The following is a 15,342-nucleotide window of genomic DNA, read 5'->3' on the forward strand; positions in this document are numbered from 1 at the left end:
CGATAAACCCGGCGCTCGCCCATTCATCGAAGTGAACGAACACCAACTTAAGGGAATAGAACATGTTCAAGACCATCGCCATCATTGCAGCCGTCGCCATTGTGGTGTTTATCGTGGCCGTGCTGATACTGGCCTCCAACAAGCCCGACACCTTCCGCGTCCAGCGCCAGACCACCATCCAGGCGCCACCCGAAAAAATCTTTCCGCTGATCAACGACTACAAACAGTGGGCCGCCTGGTCGCCCTGGGAGAAGAAGGACGCCGCCATGAAGCGCAGCTTCAGCGGCCCGGCCACCGGCAAAGGTTCTGCCTACGCCTGGGAAAGCAAGGAAGTCGGCACGGGTGACATGCTGATCACCGAGTCCGTACCGTCTTCCCTGGTCAAGATAGACCTGAACTTCAGCAAACCTTTCGAAGCCCACAACAAGGTGGTGTTCACTCTCCAGCCGCAAGCCGGTGGCAGCTTGGTCAGCTGGGATATGGCCGGCCCCGCGCCCCTGATGGCCAGGGTCATGCATGTCTTCTTCGATATGGACAAGATGGTGGGCAAGGATTTCGAAGCCGGCCTGGCCGACCTGAAGGCTGCTGCAGAAAAGTAAGCCCGGCTCACCCGCCCCACACTCAAGGAGTATTCAAATGCGATTCATGATGCTGATGATCCCCAAGGGCTACGAAACTGCCGACGCAGGCACCATGCCCAGCGCCGACGCCGTCGCCGCGATGATGAAATACAACGAAGCACTGCAAAAAGCCGGCGTGTTGCTCGCGCTGGACGGCCTGCACCCGCCCTCCATGGGCGCGCGCGTGAGCTTTCCGGGCGGCAAGGCCCATGTCAGCGACGGCCCCTTTGCCGAAGCCCGTGAGGTACTGGGCGGCTACTGGATGATCAACGTGGCCTCGCGCGAGGAAGCCATCAAGTGGGCAACGCGCTGCCCGGGCGGCGAGAACGAAATCATCGAAGTGCGCCAGGTGCAGGAGATGTCGGACTTCCCGCCCGACGTGCAGGAAGCCGCCGCCGGCTTCGTCGAGATGCAGCAGGCCCCCAGCGGGAAAAGCAAAAGTACCAGCAAAGGCAAGGGCGCCTGAAGCCGCATGGCGTCGCATGAAACCCACCGTGCCATCGACGCCGTCTGGCGCATCGAATCGGCCAAGGTCATCGCCAAGGTTGCACGCATGGTGCAAGAGGTGGGCCTGGCCGAAGAGATCGCGCAAGACGCGCTGGTCACCGCGCTGGAGCGCTGGCCCAAGACGGGCGTGCCGGACAACCCGGGCGCCTGGCTCATGGCGGTGGCCAAGCACCGCGCCATCGACTACCTGCGGCGGCGCAAGCTGCTCGCGCTCAAGCACGAAGAGCTGGGCCGCGAAATGGAGATGGAGCAGGACATGGCCTTTGCCGATGTAGACGATCCCGGCGACGGGGACGACGGCGCCGACGACTACGGCGACGACCTGTTGCGCCTGATCTTCACCGCCTGCCACCCGGTGCTGTCCACCGAAGCGCGCATCGCGCTGACGCTGCGGCTGCTGGGCGGCCTGAGCACCGACGAGATCGCGCGTGCCTTCCTCGTGCCCGAACCCACCGTGGCCCAGCGCATCGTGCGCGCCAAACGCACGCTGGCCGAGGCGCGTGTGCCCTTTGAAGTGCCCGGCCCTGAAGAGCGCGGCGCCCGGCTGGCCTCGGTGCTCGAAGTGATCTACCTGATCTTCAATGAAGGCTACTCGGCTACCTCGGGCGGCGACTGGATGCGGCCCGCTCTGTGTGACCAGGCCTTGCGGCTGGGGCGTGTGCTGGCCGAACTCGCGACGCAGGAGCCTGAGGTTCATGGCCTGGTGGCGCTGATGGAGATCCAGGCCTCGCGCGCCAAGGCGCGCACCGGGCCGTCGGGTGAGCCCATCTTGCTGCTGGAACAAAACCGTGCGAGCTGGGACCATATCCTGATTCGCCGCGGCTTTGCCGCATTGGCACGCGCTGAGGCGTTAGGCGGCGCGCTGGGGCCGTATGCGTTACAGGCCGCGATCGCCGCTTGCCATGCGCGTGCGCCCACCGGTGCGGACACTGACTGGCAGCGCATTGCCGCGCTTTACGATGCGCTGGCGCAGCTCATGCCCTCGCCGGTGGTGGAGCTCAATCGTGCCGTGGCGCTGGCCATGGCCTTTGGCCCGGCGACGGGGCTGGAGGTGGCCGATGCGCTGCTGGCCGAGCCCTTGATGAAAAACTACCACCTGCTGCCCAGCGTACGCGCCGACTTTTTGTTCAAGCTCGGCCGAATCGAAGAGGCCCACGCGGAGTTCGAACGCGCCGCCTCGCTCACGCGCAACCTGCGTGAGCGCGAACTGCTGCTGGCGCGCGCTGAAGCCTGCAAGCCCGACGCCACGCCGCGCCTTTCCTGAGGCGCTCAGGCTGCCGGCTTGCGGCCGCCCAGCATGCAGGCGATGGCCGCGAGTTGCAGCAGCACCGTCGCACCGAAATAAAAGCCGGTGCCCGCACCCAAGTGCGCTGGGTTCCCATTGCCTGTGACCAGCAGTAGTGCAAAAGTCGCAGGCGCCAGCGCCCACAGCCCTTGCGACATCGCAACGATGAGCGCTACCACACGCGGGACATCTTCCTTGACGAATTCCACCTGCGCCACCAGCGGCGGCAACGAGGTCGCGTTGCCGATGCCAACGCCGAACAGCACCACGCCCAGCAGGATCAACGCGGTCTGGTGTTCCGCCGCAGAGGCCAGCAGCAGCGAGCCGGCTATCTGCACCGCGTAGCTCACGCTGGCCACCACGCGTCGGTTGGCGCCGGCAGGCATGAATTTTCCGACCACCGTTCGGCCACCGATCGCACAGGCCGTGGCCAGCGCCATCGCCAGGCCTGCGCCCTGGGTGCTGAGTGCCGACACCAGCAGCGAATACAAATGCGTGATCAGGCCCGCCTGCGCAAACAGGCTGAGCGCCATCGCCGCAGCCAGCGTGCGAAAACTGCGGTCGCGCCACAGCAGGCGGCCCGGCAGCGGCTTGGCGTGCGCCGAGGTGATGCTGCGTGCTGGCGTGCCTGGCGCGTCACCATCAGGCTGCTGGCCCATGCGCTCAGGCGTCTTCGCGATCACGTAAAAGCAAAGGCACGCCACGATGGCCAGCATGGCGCCACCCACCAGCATGGTGGCGGCGGCAAAGCCCATCGCCACAATCAAAGCGCCCCACAGCGGCGAGAAAATCACGCCGCCCAGGCTGGCGCCGTTATAGGCCTTGGCCAGTGCCATGGGCCGGCCGCGCACAAACCAGGGCGAGATGATGGCGTTGATGCCTGCCGCGCCCATGGTGACCCAGCCGCCGCCCGTCAACATGGCGGCCATAAACAGTTGCCACGGCTGTGCAGCCAAGGCCCAACCCAGCAGGCCGACCGCCAGCGCTGCGCAGCCTGCGGCGGTAGTGGCTGCAACGCCCAGCCGGGCATGAATACGCGGCAAGCAGGCCACCACGCCCGCGCCAAAGAGGAAGTGAAACGTCACGGCCGCCGACACCAACGGCAGCGCCCAGCCGGTGCGCGCGATCACCGCATGCAGAAAAATCGCCGGGCTGTAAAAGCCCACGCCCCAGCCAAAGATGGCGAGCACAAAGGCGGCCCGCACCACGGTGGTTCCGTAAAACGCGCGTGGCGCTTGGGGTCGCAGAGTTGGGGTCATTGGCAGTTCCATGAGGTTCTCCTTGTGAGAAGGCAGCGGTTGCTGCATGGCCTTCATGGTGCGGCGAAGCCCTGCCTTGATGCTTCGTCACAGAGCGAAGCATGGGCGGCGCGATGCTGCTAAGGTTGACCCTACAAGACGTCAAACATCATGATGAACACCAACCAAATCGCCCACATCGCCTCGCTGGTCGGCGAGCCGGCCCGCACCGCCATGCTGATGGAGCTGCTCGACGGCCGCTCCCTCACTGCCCATGAGCTGGCCGGGGTCGGCAATGTCTCACCACAAACCGCCAGCCGACACCTGGCCCTGATGGTCGAAGGCGGCTTGCTGTGCGTAGAGCAACACGGCCGGCACCGTTATCACCGCCTCGCCTCGGTGGAAGTGGCACGTGTGCTCGAAGGCATCACGCAACTGGCCTCCCAAAATGCCCCCGCGCCACGCCGCGCCGTAGTGCCCGGCCCCAAAGACGCCGCCATGCGTATGGCCCGCAGCTGCTACGACCACATCGCCGGCCGCCTCGGCGTAGCCATCGCCCATCACCTGCTGGCCGATGGCGCCATCACCTTTGACGGCGAGGCCGGCCACGTCACCGCCAAGGCCGGCGCCGTGCTGGCGCGGCTGGGCATTGAGCTATCAACCTCGCCCACCAGCATCAACACCAAACGGCCTTACTGCCGCCCGTGCCTTGACTGGAGCGAGCGCCGCTTTCATGTCGCCGGGCAACTCGGCACGCTGATCTGCAACCACAGCCTGGAGCGCGGCTGGCTCTTGCGCCGACAGGGTATGCGCGCGCTGGAGATCACACCTAAAGGTGCGGTGGCGCTGCGCGACTGGATGGGGCAGGAGGACTGGCGGCAAGTGACGGAGGGAGAGACCTTCCCAGCGCGGCAGGAGCAACGGCGCGCAGCCGCCTGAACTCGGCGCCCGTTCATGCCACAGCCTTTTGCGGCATACATTACGTCAGGCGCTTCACTCAAATCCACTTCTGCCAGATTTTCCATGACACTCTACGTTGAGAGCACTGACTTTGACCAAGACTCCCTGCCCAAAGGCTGGGACGAGGGGTCGTTCAAATACTGCAACTTCAGCAAGCTTGATATAGAAGGTAGCGGTTTCAGCGGCGTTCTCGTGGGCTGCGTCGTCGAAGAATCGGAGTGGTATTGGAGCTTGTTCAATACCGCCACATTTGTGAATGTCAAATTCAGAAAATGCATCTTTCGCGGCGCCTCATTTGCAGGTTGCAGCTTCACTGAATGCCAATTCATCGACTGCTTGTTTGTCAAAGATAGCCTGGACGGGGGCTGCAGCTTCACTGAAAACCGCTGGTACGCATGCACGCAGTCTGGCTGCACAGGCCTCATCGTCAATGCGGTCGCTCAATCGCCGGCCCTCCAGTGAGCAAACGCCCAATCTCTTCAATCGAGAGGACGTGTCCCTTGGTTTTTGCGGTTAGATTCGCCAGCTTGTCCTGTCGCATTTCGCGTCATACATTACGTGAGAGGTCAAAGTCATATGCCTGATGCTTCCGAGATTGAAGTTATCAAGTTAGGTCGTCGTATTTTGCGGCGTACATTAAGTTAGGTCTCACCATGCGGTCGCCCGACATTGAGCTGACGAGTCGAGAGCAAGAGCTGTTCGCTCAAATTCACTTCCACTCCAGGGTGCATGAGGACTTTCGCGCATCGATCATGCCGATGGTCGCTTTAACCGAAACTTTGCTGAAGCGCGGCGCGGTTTCCGAAGTTCGGCGCTTGTACTTTACCGACCCGGAGCGGAATCCCGGTGGCCGTGGCAAGTCCCGCCAGGACATATTCGAGAAGAACGGGACCTCTGGACCAGAGATCCTGGCGCATCCCCACTTCATGAAGTATCTCGAGTACTTTGTGTGCGGACCAAATCTTCCTGCTGCGGTTATCGCGGAGTTCAAAGAAGCTGCGCGCTTCTCAGGTTACTTGACTGGGGGAGATGTTCTTGATCTGATCCCGAAGGCGCGAGCGGTAGTCCGTTCGGAACGTCTCGAACCGCATGACGCATCCGACGAGTTTCACAAGCTGGTGCTTGAGTGCGGAGCTATGCCCTCCAGTGCCGAATCAATCCGAAGCGCGGTACGCGCCATAAAGGTGAGCAGATGAGACTTAACAGGTCGTTCGACACGGACACGCAGCGGCATTGCGCCGCGAGGTGCACGCTTCCCCCGACGCCTCGTGGCGCAATGCCGCTGCATGCCGGTCAACTTCGACGTTAGGCGCGGAATGAGGAAGCAGAGAATGGAACGTCGCATGCTATACATCCCTGTACTCCAAATCGACACGAACCTCATCAATGCTCGGCAAAAGCTTGGTGCGGTAAATCTACTCGAACGGTGGTACGCAGACGAGGTAATTCTGATCAACATCTCCTCTGTCGCCCACGACGAGGCACAGGCGGATGGAGATCCGCTCCGCGTCAAGAAAGCCAACGAGCAGATCTACACCGCAACACCTCCGGTTCCGGAGAACGATCCGCTGTTTGAGAAGGTTCAGACCGCTCTGTTCCCACAGGGACCTAAGGATGAGAATCAGCGCAACGACATCCGCATCGTGTGCGAAGCTGCCAAGTACCATGCCATCTTGGTCACGGCCGACGGAGCTTCAAAGACTCAGCCGGGAGGCATCCTTGGTAATCGTCACAAGCTCGGCAACTTGGTTCAAATCATGTCGCCAGAAGAGGCTGTCGCCTTCGTGCGCTCGAAGATTCGTGAGCGAGACGAGTTCAACGAACGGTCTGTCAAGGAGTTCGGCGGCGAACTCCCACCTTGGACAGGCAAGGACTGAATCGCCGCCCAACGAACCGCCCACCATCCATCAAATCGCAATCGGGTCCACATCAATCGCCCAGCGGATCAGGCTTTTAAATTCTGCCTGCTGGCGCGTTTCAAACAGCGTGGGCTGCCAGGCTGCGAGGAAGCGTTGCAGCGCCGCGCGTGACGGACTTTCGACCAGCATCTGCGCGCGCTCGATATTGGCCACACGCTGTATCGTCATCGGCACGGCCGGATATGCAGTGACCTGCCCGTTGCCCGTGAGCTGTTGCGCCTCGGCCTGGGCCGCTGCTGCGTTCAGAAATCCTTGTGCCACATCCTGCGCACGCGCCTCGGCGCGCACCAGCGCTGAAAAACCGAAGGGCGACATGCCCGCCGCTTCGCGCTCGGCCAACTGCTGCGTCGCAAAACCCGGATAGTCGTGCTTTTTCAGTGCTTCAAAAAGCGGATGGGCGGGATGAAAAGTCTGCACCCACATCTCGCTGGCTTCGCTGTGCCGGGCATCACGGCCTGCACGGCCTCCCGCTTGCATCAAGAGGCTGAAGAGGCGCTCGGGCGCACGGAAGTCGCTGGAGAACAGCGCCCCGTCAGGGTTGATGGCCGCCACCAGCGTGATGTGGCGAAAGTCGTGGCCCTTGGCGATCATCTGCGTGCCGACCAACACGTCGACCTCGCCCGCATGCACGCTGGCCAGCTGCGATTCGAGCGCCCCTTTGAGCCGCGTCGTGTCAGCGTCGATACGGGCAATGCGCGGCGGCTCGCCGTCTGGCCGCTTCACGCCGGCCAGTAATTCGGCCAAATGTTCTTCCAGCCGTTCGGTGCCGCGTCCTACGGGCGCGATGTCGATGTTGCCGCAGCTCGGGCAGGCGCGCGGCACACGTTCGGTGAAGCCGCAGTGATGGCAACGCAGGGTGCGGTCTATCTTGTGAAAAACGCGGTAGGCGCTGCAGTGCGGGCACTCGCTTTTCCAGCCGCAGTCGTGGCAGGCCAGCACAGGCGCATAGCCGCGCCGGTTTAAAAAGATCAACGACTGCTCGCCACGGGCTACGCGCTGCGCGATGGCATCCAGCAGCGGCGGCGCAATCACGCAGTGCTTGGGCTGGTGGTTCATGTCCACGCGCCGAACTGTGGGCAGGCCTCCTGAAGAGCTCGTCGCTGAGGAATTTTCCGACGGGCCGCCCCTAGGAAAATTGGCCCCCTCGGGGGGCAGCGCATTACGCGAAGCGAAAAGCGTGGGGGCCACGTCACCGATACGTTCACTCATCGTGAGGCGTTGGTAGCGGCCCGCCAGTGTCGCCTGCCAACTCTCCAATGATGGCGTGGCCGAACCGAGCAGCACTCTGCAAGGACCATGGTCATGCGTGGCGTCCTCGGTCTCTATCTTGGCGCGGTAGACCGCCAGGTCGCGGGCGGAATAGCGTGCGCCCTCTTGTTGCTTGTAGCTTGGGTCGTGTTCCTCGTCGACCACCAGCAGGCGCAGATTCGGCATGGAGGCAAACACCGCCATGCGCGTGCCCAGCACCAGGCGCGCATGGCCGGCGTGGGCCGCCAGCCAGCTTTTCAGGCGCTGGGCTGGGGTCAGGCCGCTGTGCAAGGCCACCACGCGCTCTTTGCCCAGGTGGGCAAAACGCGCTTCAAAGCGCGATTGCAGCTGGGGCGTGAGGTTGATCTCGGGCACCATCACCAGCACCTGGGCTGTGGGGTCCTGCTCCAGCACGCGGGCCGCGGCGCGCAGGTAGACCTCGGTTTTGCCGCTGCCGGTGGCGCCGAACAGCAGCGCGGGCCGGGTATCGTTGTCAAATTCAGCCAGGGCAAGAGCCTGCTGCGCACTGAGCGGCATCAGAGCCGCGGTGTCCTGCGGGCCGCTGGTGTCCGCAACCGGGCGCTTGAGCCGCCGCGCCAGCTGAACATTGCTCAGGTCGCGCAGTTGCGGCGGCAATGCCGCCAGCGCCACCTCGCCCAGGGAGCGCTGGTAATAAGCGGCGGTGAACGTCACCAGTTTTTGCCAGGTCGCCGAAAGAGGCTGCAGCCCTTCCAGCACACCGGTGACATGACGCGTCTGTATTTCCAGCAGCGTTCCACTGTCAGGTACGACTTCCCACACCACCCCAAGGACTTCGCGTTTACCCAGCGGCACGCGCACCAGGGCACCCACAGCAAGCGGCAACTCGCTTTGGTAGGTCAGTGGCCCGCCAATGGAACTGTGCGCGGGCGCGGCAACGGCAACTTGAAGCCAATAGCTCATTTGGAGTAACTAAATGTGTTTACTTCTTGAGAAGTACATCCAGATAGTGCGCTAAGTCCTTGATTTACCATCGCTTTACAGATTTCCAGATTTTCTGTGGATAACTTTGTTGATAGCTTGCCGTGGCGCGTCGCGAAGCCTTGTAAATCAAGGCTTTTCTTAAACTGCCCGGAAAAAAAGCAATTTAAAGTCTCTATATAAATCAACAACTTACGTCCGCTATTGCTTTGATAGCGAAGCATGCCGCCTGCGTTCACCATTGCGGCACCGCAACACGAATTTTGTGCATAAGTCCGGGCGCCATCGCCCGGTTTTGTGCTAGCCATGGTTGAAATCATTCGTCCAGTGGCCTTTTCTGGACGTAGGCGGAAAGTTTAGGTACCAGCGGCGCGCATGCTGCGAGAGTGAGCGTGTACTGCGCGCACCAGCACTTCCACACTTTCGGGGGGCGTGTGCTGGCTGATGCCATGCCCCAGGTTGAAAATATGGGCCGGTCCAGGCTTGCTGGCATCAATATGGGGCTTGCCAAAGCTGTCCAGCACGCTTTTCACTTCGGCTTCTATCTGGGTCGGGTTGGCAAACAGCACGTTGGGGTCCAGGTTGCCCTGCAAGGCTTTGGCATGTGGTCCGTTTTCACCGACCAGCGCGCGCGCCCTGGCCAGGTTGACCGTCCAGTCCAGTCCCAGCACTTCGCAATCGAGCTGCGCCATGGCTTCGAGCCACTGGCCGCCGCCTTTGGTGAAGACGAGGCGGGGGATCTTGACGCCCTCGTGCTCGCGTTTGAGCTGGGCCAGCACGCGGGCCGTGTAGGCCAGGCTGAAGGTTTTGAAGGCTGCGTCGGCCAGCACGCCGCCCCAGCTGTCAAAAATCATCACGGCCTGGGCGCCGGCTTCGATCTGTGCGTTCAGGTAGGAGGCAACCGCGTCGGCGTTCACGGCAAGCATTTTGTGCATCAGGTCCGGGCGCTGGTACAGCATGGTCTTGACCAGGCGGTAGTCGTCGGAGCCTGCGCCTTCGACCATGTAGCAGGCCAGCGTCCAGGGGCTGCCCGAAAAGCCGATCAGCGGCACGCGGCCGTTCAGCGCCTTGCGGATCGACGTGACGGCGTCAAAAACATAGCGCAGCTTGTTCATGTCAGGCACTTCCAGCTTGGCCACCGCAGCTTCGTCACGCACCGGCGTGGCAAAGCGCGGGCCTTCACCGAGCGCAAACGACAGGCCCAGGCCCATGGCATCGGGCACGGTCAGGATGTCGCTGAACAGGATGGCTGCATCCAGCGGGTAACGCTCCAGCGGCTGCAGCGTGACTTCAGTGGCGTAGTCGGTGTTGGTGGCCAGGCCCATGAAACTGCCGGCCTGGGCGCGCGTGGCGCGGTACTCGGGCAAATAGCGGCCGGCCTGGCGCATCAGCCAGACGGGAGTATGGGTGGTGGCCTGGCGCAGGCAGGCGCGCAAAAAGGTGTCGTTTTGAAGGGGTGCGAACATGCCCTGATTGTCTCAGGTGTGAGGCGGGCCCTCCCATCGCGGGATATCCGCAGGGGTGGCACTTGTGCGGGTTCGGATTTACCATGGCCTCATGGGCCCCGCCGGGTCCGAAAGAGGTGTTTCATGCGCATGAACGACCAGGAGTATTTCCGCAGTTGCATCGCCAAGGAGCGGCACCTTGCGCAACTGCTGGGCCATGCGCACATCGAGGAATGCTACGAAAGCGCAGGCACCCTCTGGGACAGCAATCAGGCTTTGCCGCAGTGGACGCGCGACTGGCGTGCCTGTGGCCCGCTGATGACGGCCTACGGCATCACGGTGAGCTATGACGCCGGGGGCGCGACGCTCGGGTCCACGACGGTGCATTTCGCGGACCACCCTGGCCGCGACCGCGCGGTGATGTACGGCATCGTCAAGGAGGTGATCTTCCGGCTGGAACACCACAAGGCCGCGCCTTTGCCTGCCGTCACCGTTAAATCCGAAGTGTCTTGATGAAGGCTTCGAGCTCGTCGATGGGCAGGGGCTTGCAGAACAGATAGCCCTGGTAGCAGTCGCAACCGTGGCGCGACAGAAAGTCGCGCTGGGCTTCGGTCTCAACGCCTTCCGCCACCACGCCCAGCCCCAGGCTTTGCGCCAGGCCAATGATGGTGCGTGCGATGGCAGCGTCGTTAGGGTCGCGCAGGATGTCTTCCACAAAAGACTTGTCGATTTTCAGTTGGTCCAGCGGCAAGCGCTTCAGACATGAGAGTGAGGAATAGCCCATGCCGAAATCGTCAATGGAAAGGGTCACGCCCATCTTCTTGAGCCGGGCCATTTTTGTGATGGTGACATCCATGTTTTCGGCGAGCAGGCTTTCGGTCAGCTCCAGTTTGAGCTTGTGCGGGCTGACTTTCGTCTCCTTGAGCGCGGCCATGACAAGGTCCACGAACTCCGGGTGCCGGAATTGCCGCACGCTCACGTTGACGGCCACGCTGAAGGCTGCGGTTTCAGGACGATGGGCCCACGCTGCGAGCTGGCGGCAGGCTGTCTCGAGCGCCCATTGGCCCAGCGGCAATATCAGTCCGGCCTCCTCAGCCGCCGGAATGAACTCGGACGGCTGTACCAGGCCACGCCCGCCGTGCTGCCAGCGCAACAGCGCCTCGACGCCCGTCATGCGCCCGTCACGCCCTACCTGCGGCTGGTAGTACAGGAGGAACTGCTTTTCACGCAGGCCCTGGCGCAAGTCCGACTGCAGCGCGGCGCTGGCGGTGACGGCGGCCTGCATCGCCGGGTTGAAAAAGCAGATGGTATTGCGCCCCGACATCTTGGCCTGGTACATGGCCAGATCGGCCTGCTTGAGCAGGTCCCCGATGTTGTCCAGGGTCTGGTTGAACGAGGTAATGCCGATGCTGCAGGTGCTGTAGTGCTGGTAGCCCGCCAGGCTGTAGGGCTCGCTCAGCGCGGCAAGAATCCGCGTGCCCACCGCTTCAGCTTTTGCGGCCGCTTCGCGAGGATCCTGGCCCAGGTCCTCCAGCATGACCACAAACTCGTCCCCGCCCAGCCGTGCCACCGTGTCGGGCTGCTCCAGGCAGGCCGCCAGGCGCTTGGCCACCTGTTGCAGCAACAGGTCTCCCTTCTGGTGGCCCATGGTGTCGTTGAGCGTCTTGAAATTGTCCAGGTCGATGAACATCAGCGCGGCTTCGCGCGGGTGCCTGTAATTGTGGGTGAGTGCTTTTTGCAGCCTGTCCATCAGCAGCTGGCGATTGGGCAGCTGCGTCAGCGGGTCGTAGAAGGCCAGGTGCTTGATTTCACTCTCCGCCACCTTGCGGCGCGTGATGTCGCGCCCCACCGCAACCCAATGGGTAAAGAAAACGCCGGCGTCGTCCGCGACCGGCACGATGTCGACTTCCATCCAGAAGTGCCGGCCGTTTTTCTTGTAGGTGATGAGTTCGGCCTGGACGGGTTCGCCTTTCTGAAAGGCGGCGCTGATGCGCTCCAGTTCGCTGCGTTGGGTTAACGGCCCGCACAGCAGGCGCGGCGAATGGCCGAGGGCCTCTTCCGGGCTATAACCGGTATGTTGCTCGAAGGCGTTGTTGACAAAGATGATGCGCAAGCCCGGTTTTCCGGAAGGTACCGCTTCCGTGATGAGCACGATATCGTTGAGGCGGGAGATGCTTGTCTCCAGCAGCATGAGCTGTTCCCTGGCCTTGCGTCGTTCGCTGATATCGCGAAAGTAGATGGCGACTCCGTCCGGAAACGGGTACGCGCGGATCTCGAACCATTTGTCCAGCGGTGCATAGAGCGCTTCAAATTCCACCTGGTAGTTGCCCGCAACCGCGGCCCGGACCTGCTCGGAAAACGAGGTGTTGATGGCGCCCGGAAATTCCTTCCAGATGCTTTTGCCCAGCAGGTCCTTGCTGGGTCGGCGGAGCAGCCGCGCGCCTTCCCGGTTGAGGTAGGTAAAGCGCCATTGCGGATCCAGCGTGTAAAACCCCTCGGTGATGCTTTCCAGCGTGATGCCCAGGCGGGTGGCCAGCCGCTGGGCGTCTTCTTCGGTCTGCTGGCCGGCCGTACCGGCTGCGCTGTCCCCAGGTTCCTCATGTACTTCTGCCCCTGCGGTTCGCAGCGCATGCTGCTGCAGGTTCAGTTGCGCAGCGATCAATCCGGCAAGCGTGTCCTGGTCTTCCTCTTGCGCTGCGTCCAGGTTCCGCGGAACCCTGTCCATGACGGCCAGTACGCCCAGCAAAACGCCGTCGCCGCCGGCCAGCGGCACACCGCGGTAAAAGTTGATGCCGGGAGCACAACGGGCAGGTATCAGCGGCTGGCGCGGCGGGTTTTCCAGCGTGGCGACGCAGAGCGTCACCAGGCCTTCACGCTCATGCGGAGCGAAGCCGGTGCCCGACCTGAAAGCCGGCTGCCCGTTTTCCATCGCCACCATGATGGCAATCGGCGTGGCGCAGGAGCGGGCCGCCAGCCGGGTAAGCCGCTCGGCGTTGGTTGGACGCGTGGCATCGTGCTCTTCGCCACCCTGCGGCAGGACGTGCAGCGCAAACGCTGGATCGACAGTGGAAACGGACACGGGAGCAACACCTGCTTTTCAAACTACAGCCTTTGATGCTGATGCATAGCGCCGTGAATTAGCGTCAGCGGCGTGTGAGATTTGCAAGTGTTGACCATAAAGCGTTGCAAAACGTTCTGTTGCGTACCCGGAAGCGAATTTGTCCTACGCTGCTCTCTGTCGCTGCCTCACCGTACCTGGCGGTAGCGCGTTGCATGCTGCAACACCTCTCATCGCCCATCGCTCCTGCCTCCTCAGGTTTCCCGATTTTCGTGATCTTTCCTCTTCAGCGAAGCACAAATGCCCCCTCTTGAACTCGATCAATTGCAGCAATGCCCCGATATCGACACTTTGCAAACGGTCCTGAGAAACATGTGTTCCCGTTTTGGCTCCGTCACCCAGCTCAATATCCTGCCGGCCTCCCACGCCGGCAAGCAACAGGCCCTGTGCTTCCTGCGCATGGCCACAGCCGAGGAAGAACAACGCCTGATGAGTGGCCTGGGCATCGGCAGGTTTGGCGGAGAGCTTGTGCTGGTGGTGGATCTGCAGACCACAGAGCCCCTGGCGGCACCCAAATTGTCCGGCTCGGCCGCATGAGCCGCCCGGCCGGACCCCTGACGGGATGCTTATCCGGCCGCTAACGGGCCGGCCGAGGGATGCCTGAGCAGCAGCCTGTCGAGAGCAGCCAGTGTGCCAAAGGATTCGGCGAAGTCGGCAAACAGCGTGGCATTGTCGGGTGCCGCGGCCTTGCCTTGCCATGCAGCGCGGAACTGGTCGAAGATTTCGCCAAAACTCCTCTGGCCATCCACCAGCGAAAGGATCTTCGCGCCGTATTTTCCGGGATTGACCATGACCGCGATGCCTGAATGCTGGTGCCTGAGCATGAAGGGCTGGCCCCGGTTGCTGCCGAACACCTGCGCGGCAAGTTCGCCGGTCAGGGGCTCGTGGTAGAAAAACGGCACGTATTCCGCATCGCCATAGGGCGCCTTGCAAGTGTCACCGTGCGTGACGTATAGCGAATGGGTGATGAGGGTACCGGCCATCAGTTCGGCCATTTCGTACTGCTTGCGCCGCGGCAGTTTGCGCAATGCCGCGGCCATGGCCGGCGGCTTGCTTCCCAGCACCATGTGCGGCAAATAAGGCGAAAGGCCGCGCTGTACATCGGTGAACTCCAGGTGCATGCCGTGTCCGCTCTTTGCGCCATGCGCTTCGCCGCCCAGCCAGTCAAACAGCTCGCCCACGCTGTATGAGCGGTCCTGCGAATGCAGCAGCAGGTCGTAGATGCCTGCGTCGCCCATCTTGTGGTCGTGGTGCAGGTCTTCGCTGCGCTTGAACCAGTTGGTGGCGGGCAGGCTAGCCAGCAAGTCGCGCGTGTTGGCGATTTTCCGCTGCGCATCCGCCTCGTCGCCGTTGACCAGGCGCATGAGTTCCTGCATCTGGTACACGCCGGTGCGGCCCGTGGTGGCATACACCATGAGTCCGATGGCGCCATCGTCCTTGAGCACGCTGCGCAGCGCCTTGAATCCCAGATCGGGATCGGCCAGATGGTGCAGCACGCCGCTGCAATTGATGTAGTCGAAGGTGCCGAGCTCTGCCGCCAGGGCCGGCAGGTTCAGCAATGAATCGTGAACCCAGGTGATGTTTGCCAGCCCGCGAATCTGCGCGCGCTCCTTCGCCAGTGCGATGCTGGCTCCACTCATGTCGAGATGCACGATTTGTGCGTCGGTGTCGCGCAACTGCTCGGCCAGGAAAATGGTGGCGTCGCCGGTGCCGCCGCCTGCCACCAGCGCACGAAAGCCATTCTGGAACGACTGCTTCCCCGCAAAGCAATAGTGATTGATCATGGGCAAATCTTCCAGCCAGGTCCGCACCAGGCGCTTGTGGTCGTCCTGCGGATTGCAGGGCGGATAAGGCAGCGCCTCATACTGGTTTCTGACTTCGGGCAAATAGTTGTCGGGCATGGAGGCTTCCGGAAAAACGATTGGCAAAAGCCTATTGTCTCCGCCCAGGATCGCCCCGCGCCGGAAACCTCTCTCCCATCCAGTGGCCGCGCGGAACCGGCTTTGCCGGGCCGCAGCGGCCGCCCCCTGCAAGGGGGGATC

Annotated in this window: 15 protein-coding genes; 9 read left to right on the forward strand and 6 right to left on the reverse strand. The window is 62.5% G+C overall.

Features of this window, described 5'->3' with window-relative positions; all coding sequences use genetic code 11:
- Positions 1-62: 62 nt before the first annotated feature.
- Genes AC1D13_RS15035 through AC1D13_RS15045 form a run of 3 tightly spaced genes read left to right on the forward strand, consistent with a single transcriptional unit; the run spans position 63 to position 2,391 of the window.
- Positions 63-599 (forward strand): SRPBCC family protein, encoded by a 537-nt coding sequence (locus AC1D13_RS15035; RefSeq protein ID WP_457282679.1) that lies wholly within the window; start codon positions 63-65, stop codon positions 597-599.
- A 37-nt stretch (positions 600-636) separates the two neighbouring features.
- A complete protein-coding gene (locus tag AC1D13_RS15040) occupies positions 637-1,086 on the forward strand; it encodes a YciI family protein (protein WP_457282680.1) in 450 nt (149 codons plus the stop codon).
- Between the two features lie 6 nt (positions 1,087-1,092).
- The gene (locus AC1D13_RS15045; RefSeq protein ID WP_477689810.1) at positions 1,093-2,391 is read left to right on the forward strand and encodes an RNA polymerase sigma factor; all 1,299 of its coding nucleotides are present in this window, start codon (positions 1,093-1,095) and stop codon (positions 2,389-2,391) included.
- A gap of 5 nt (positions 2,392-2,396) precedes the next feature.
- Here AC1D13_RS15045 and AC1D13_RS15050 read toward each other — a convergent pair whose 3' ends face one another.
- Positions 2,397-3,683, reverse strand: a complete 1,287-nt coding sequence (locus AC1D13_RS15050; RefSeq protein WP_477689811.1) for an MFS transporter — start codon at positions 3,681-3,683, stop codon at positions 2,397-2,399.
- A gap of 141 nt (positions 3,684-3,824) precedes the next feature.
- On the opposite strand from AC1D13_RS15050, the gene AC1D13_RS15055 reads away from it, so the two are divergent.
- The 4 genes from AC1D13_RS15055 (at position 3,825) to AC1D13_RS15070 (ending at position 6,487) form a co-directional block, all read left to right on the forward strand.
- Complete coding sequence (locus AC1D13_RS15055) at positions 3,825-4,589, forward strand: ArsR/SmtB family transcription factor (protein ID WP_477666970.1); 765 nt, start codon at positions 3,825-3,827, stop codon at positions 4,587-4,589.
- 84 nt (positions 4,590-4,673) lie between these two features.
- Positions 4,674-5,072 (forward strand): pentapeptide repeat-containing protein, encoded by a 399-nt coding sequence (locus AC1D13_RS15060; RefSeq protein WP_457282683.1) that lies wholly within the window; start codon positions 4,674-4,676, stop codon positions 5,070-5,072.
- A 191-nt stretch (positions 5,073-5,263) separates the two neighbouring features.
- Positions 5,264-5,806, forward strand: a complete 543-nt coding sequence (locus AC1D13_RS15065; protein WP_477689812.1) for a hypothetical protein — start codon at positions 5,264-5,266, stop codon at positions 5,804-5,806.
- 135 nt (positions 5,807-5,941) lie between these two features.
- The gene (locus AC1D13_RS15070) at positions 5,942-6,487 is read left to right on the forward strand and encodes a hypothetical protein (RefSeq protein ID WP_457282685.1); all 546 of its coding nucleotides are present in this window, start codon (positions 5,942-5,944) and stop codon (positions 6,485-6,487) included.
- 30 nt (positions 6,488-6,517) lie between these two features.
- Here AC1D13_RS15070 and priA read toward each other — a convergent pair whose 3' ends face one another.
- The 3 genes from priA to hemE are packed head-to-tail and all read right to left on the reverse strand — an operon-like array spanning position 6,518 to position 10,203.
- Positions 6,518-8,719 carry a replication restart helicase PriA gene (gene priA / locus AC1D13_RS15075; RefSeq protein WP_477689813.1) on the reverse strand — a complete coding sequence of 734 codons (2,202 nt, stop codon included), beginning with the start codon at positions 8,717-8,719 and terminating at the stop codon, positions 6,518-6,520.
- Positions 8,716-9,057 carry a hypothetical protein gene (locus tag AC1D13_RS15080; protein ID WP_457282687.1) on the reverse strand — a complete coding sequence of 114 codons (342 nt, stop codon included), beginning with the start codon at positions 9,055-9,057 and terminating at the stop codon, positions 8,716-8,718. The genes priA and AC1D13_RS15080 overlap by 4 nt, the downstream gene beginning before the upstream one ends.
- 36 nt (positions 9,058-9,093) lie before the next feature.
- Positions 9,094-10,203, reverse strand: a complete 1,110-nt coding sequence (gene hemE, locus AC1D13_RS15085) for a uroporphyrinogen decarboxylase (RefSeq protein WP_457282688.1) — start codon at positions 10,201-10,203, stop codon at positions 9,094-9,096.
- Positions 10,204-10,326: 123 nt separating this feature from the next.
- On the opposite strand from hemE, the gene AC1D13_RS15090 reads away from it, so the two are divergent.
- Positions 10,327-10,695 (forward strand): aminoacyl-tRNA synthetase, encoded by a 369-nt coding sequence (locus tag AC1D13_RS15090; RefSeq protein ID WP_457282689.1) that lies wholly within the window; start codon positions 10,327-10,329, stop codon positions 10,693-10,695.
- Here AC1D13_RS15090 and AC1D13_RS15095 read toward each other — a convergent pair.
- Complete coding sequence (locus AC1D13_RS15095; protein ID WP_477689814.1) at positions 10,676-13,261, reverse strand: putative bifunctional diguanylate cyclase/phosphodiesterase; 2,586 nt, start codon at positions 13,259-13,261, stop codon at positions 10,676-10,678. The genes AC1D13_RS15090 and AC1D13_RS15095 overlap by 20 nt on opposite strands.
- A 279-nt stretch (positions 13,262-13,540) precedes the next feature.
- Between AC1D13_RS15095 and AC1D13_RS15100 the strand changes: the two genes are divergently transcribed.
- Positions 13,541-13,837 carry a hypothetical protein gene (locus AC1D13_RS15100; protein WP_457306745.1) on the forward strand — a complete coding sequence of 99 codons (297 nt, stop codon included), beginning with the start codon at positions 13,541-13,543 and terminating at the stop codon, positions 13,835-13,837.
- A gap of 29 nt (positions 13,838-13,866) precedes the next feature.
- Here the strand turns inward: AC1D13_RS15100 and AC1D13_RS15105 are convergent, their stop codons facing one another.
- A complete protein-coding gene (locus AC1D13_RS15105) occupies positions 13,867-15,201 on the reverse strand; it encodes a class I SAM-dependent methyltransferase (RefSeq protein ID WP_457282692.1) in 1,335 nt (444 codons plus the stop codon).
- Between the last annotated feature and the right edge of the window lie 141 nt (positions 15,202-15,342).

The sequence above is a fragment of the Polaromonas sp. P1_E12 genome (assembly GCF_056405975.1).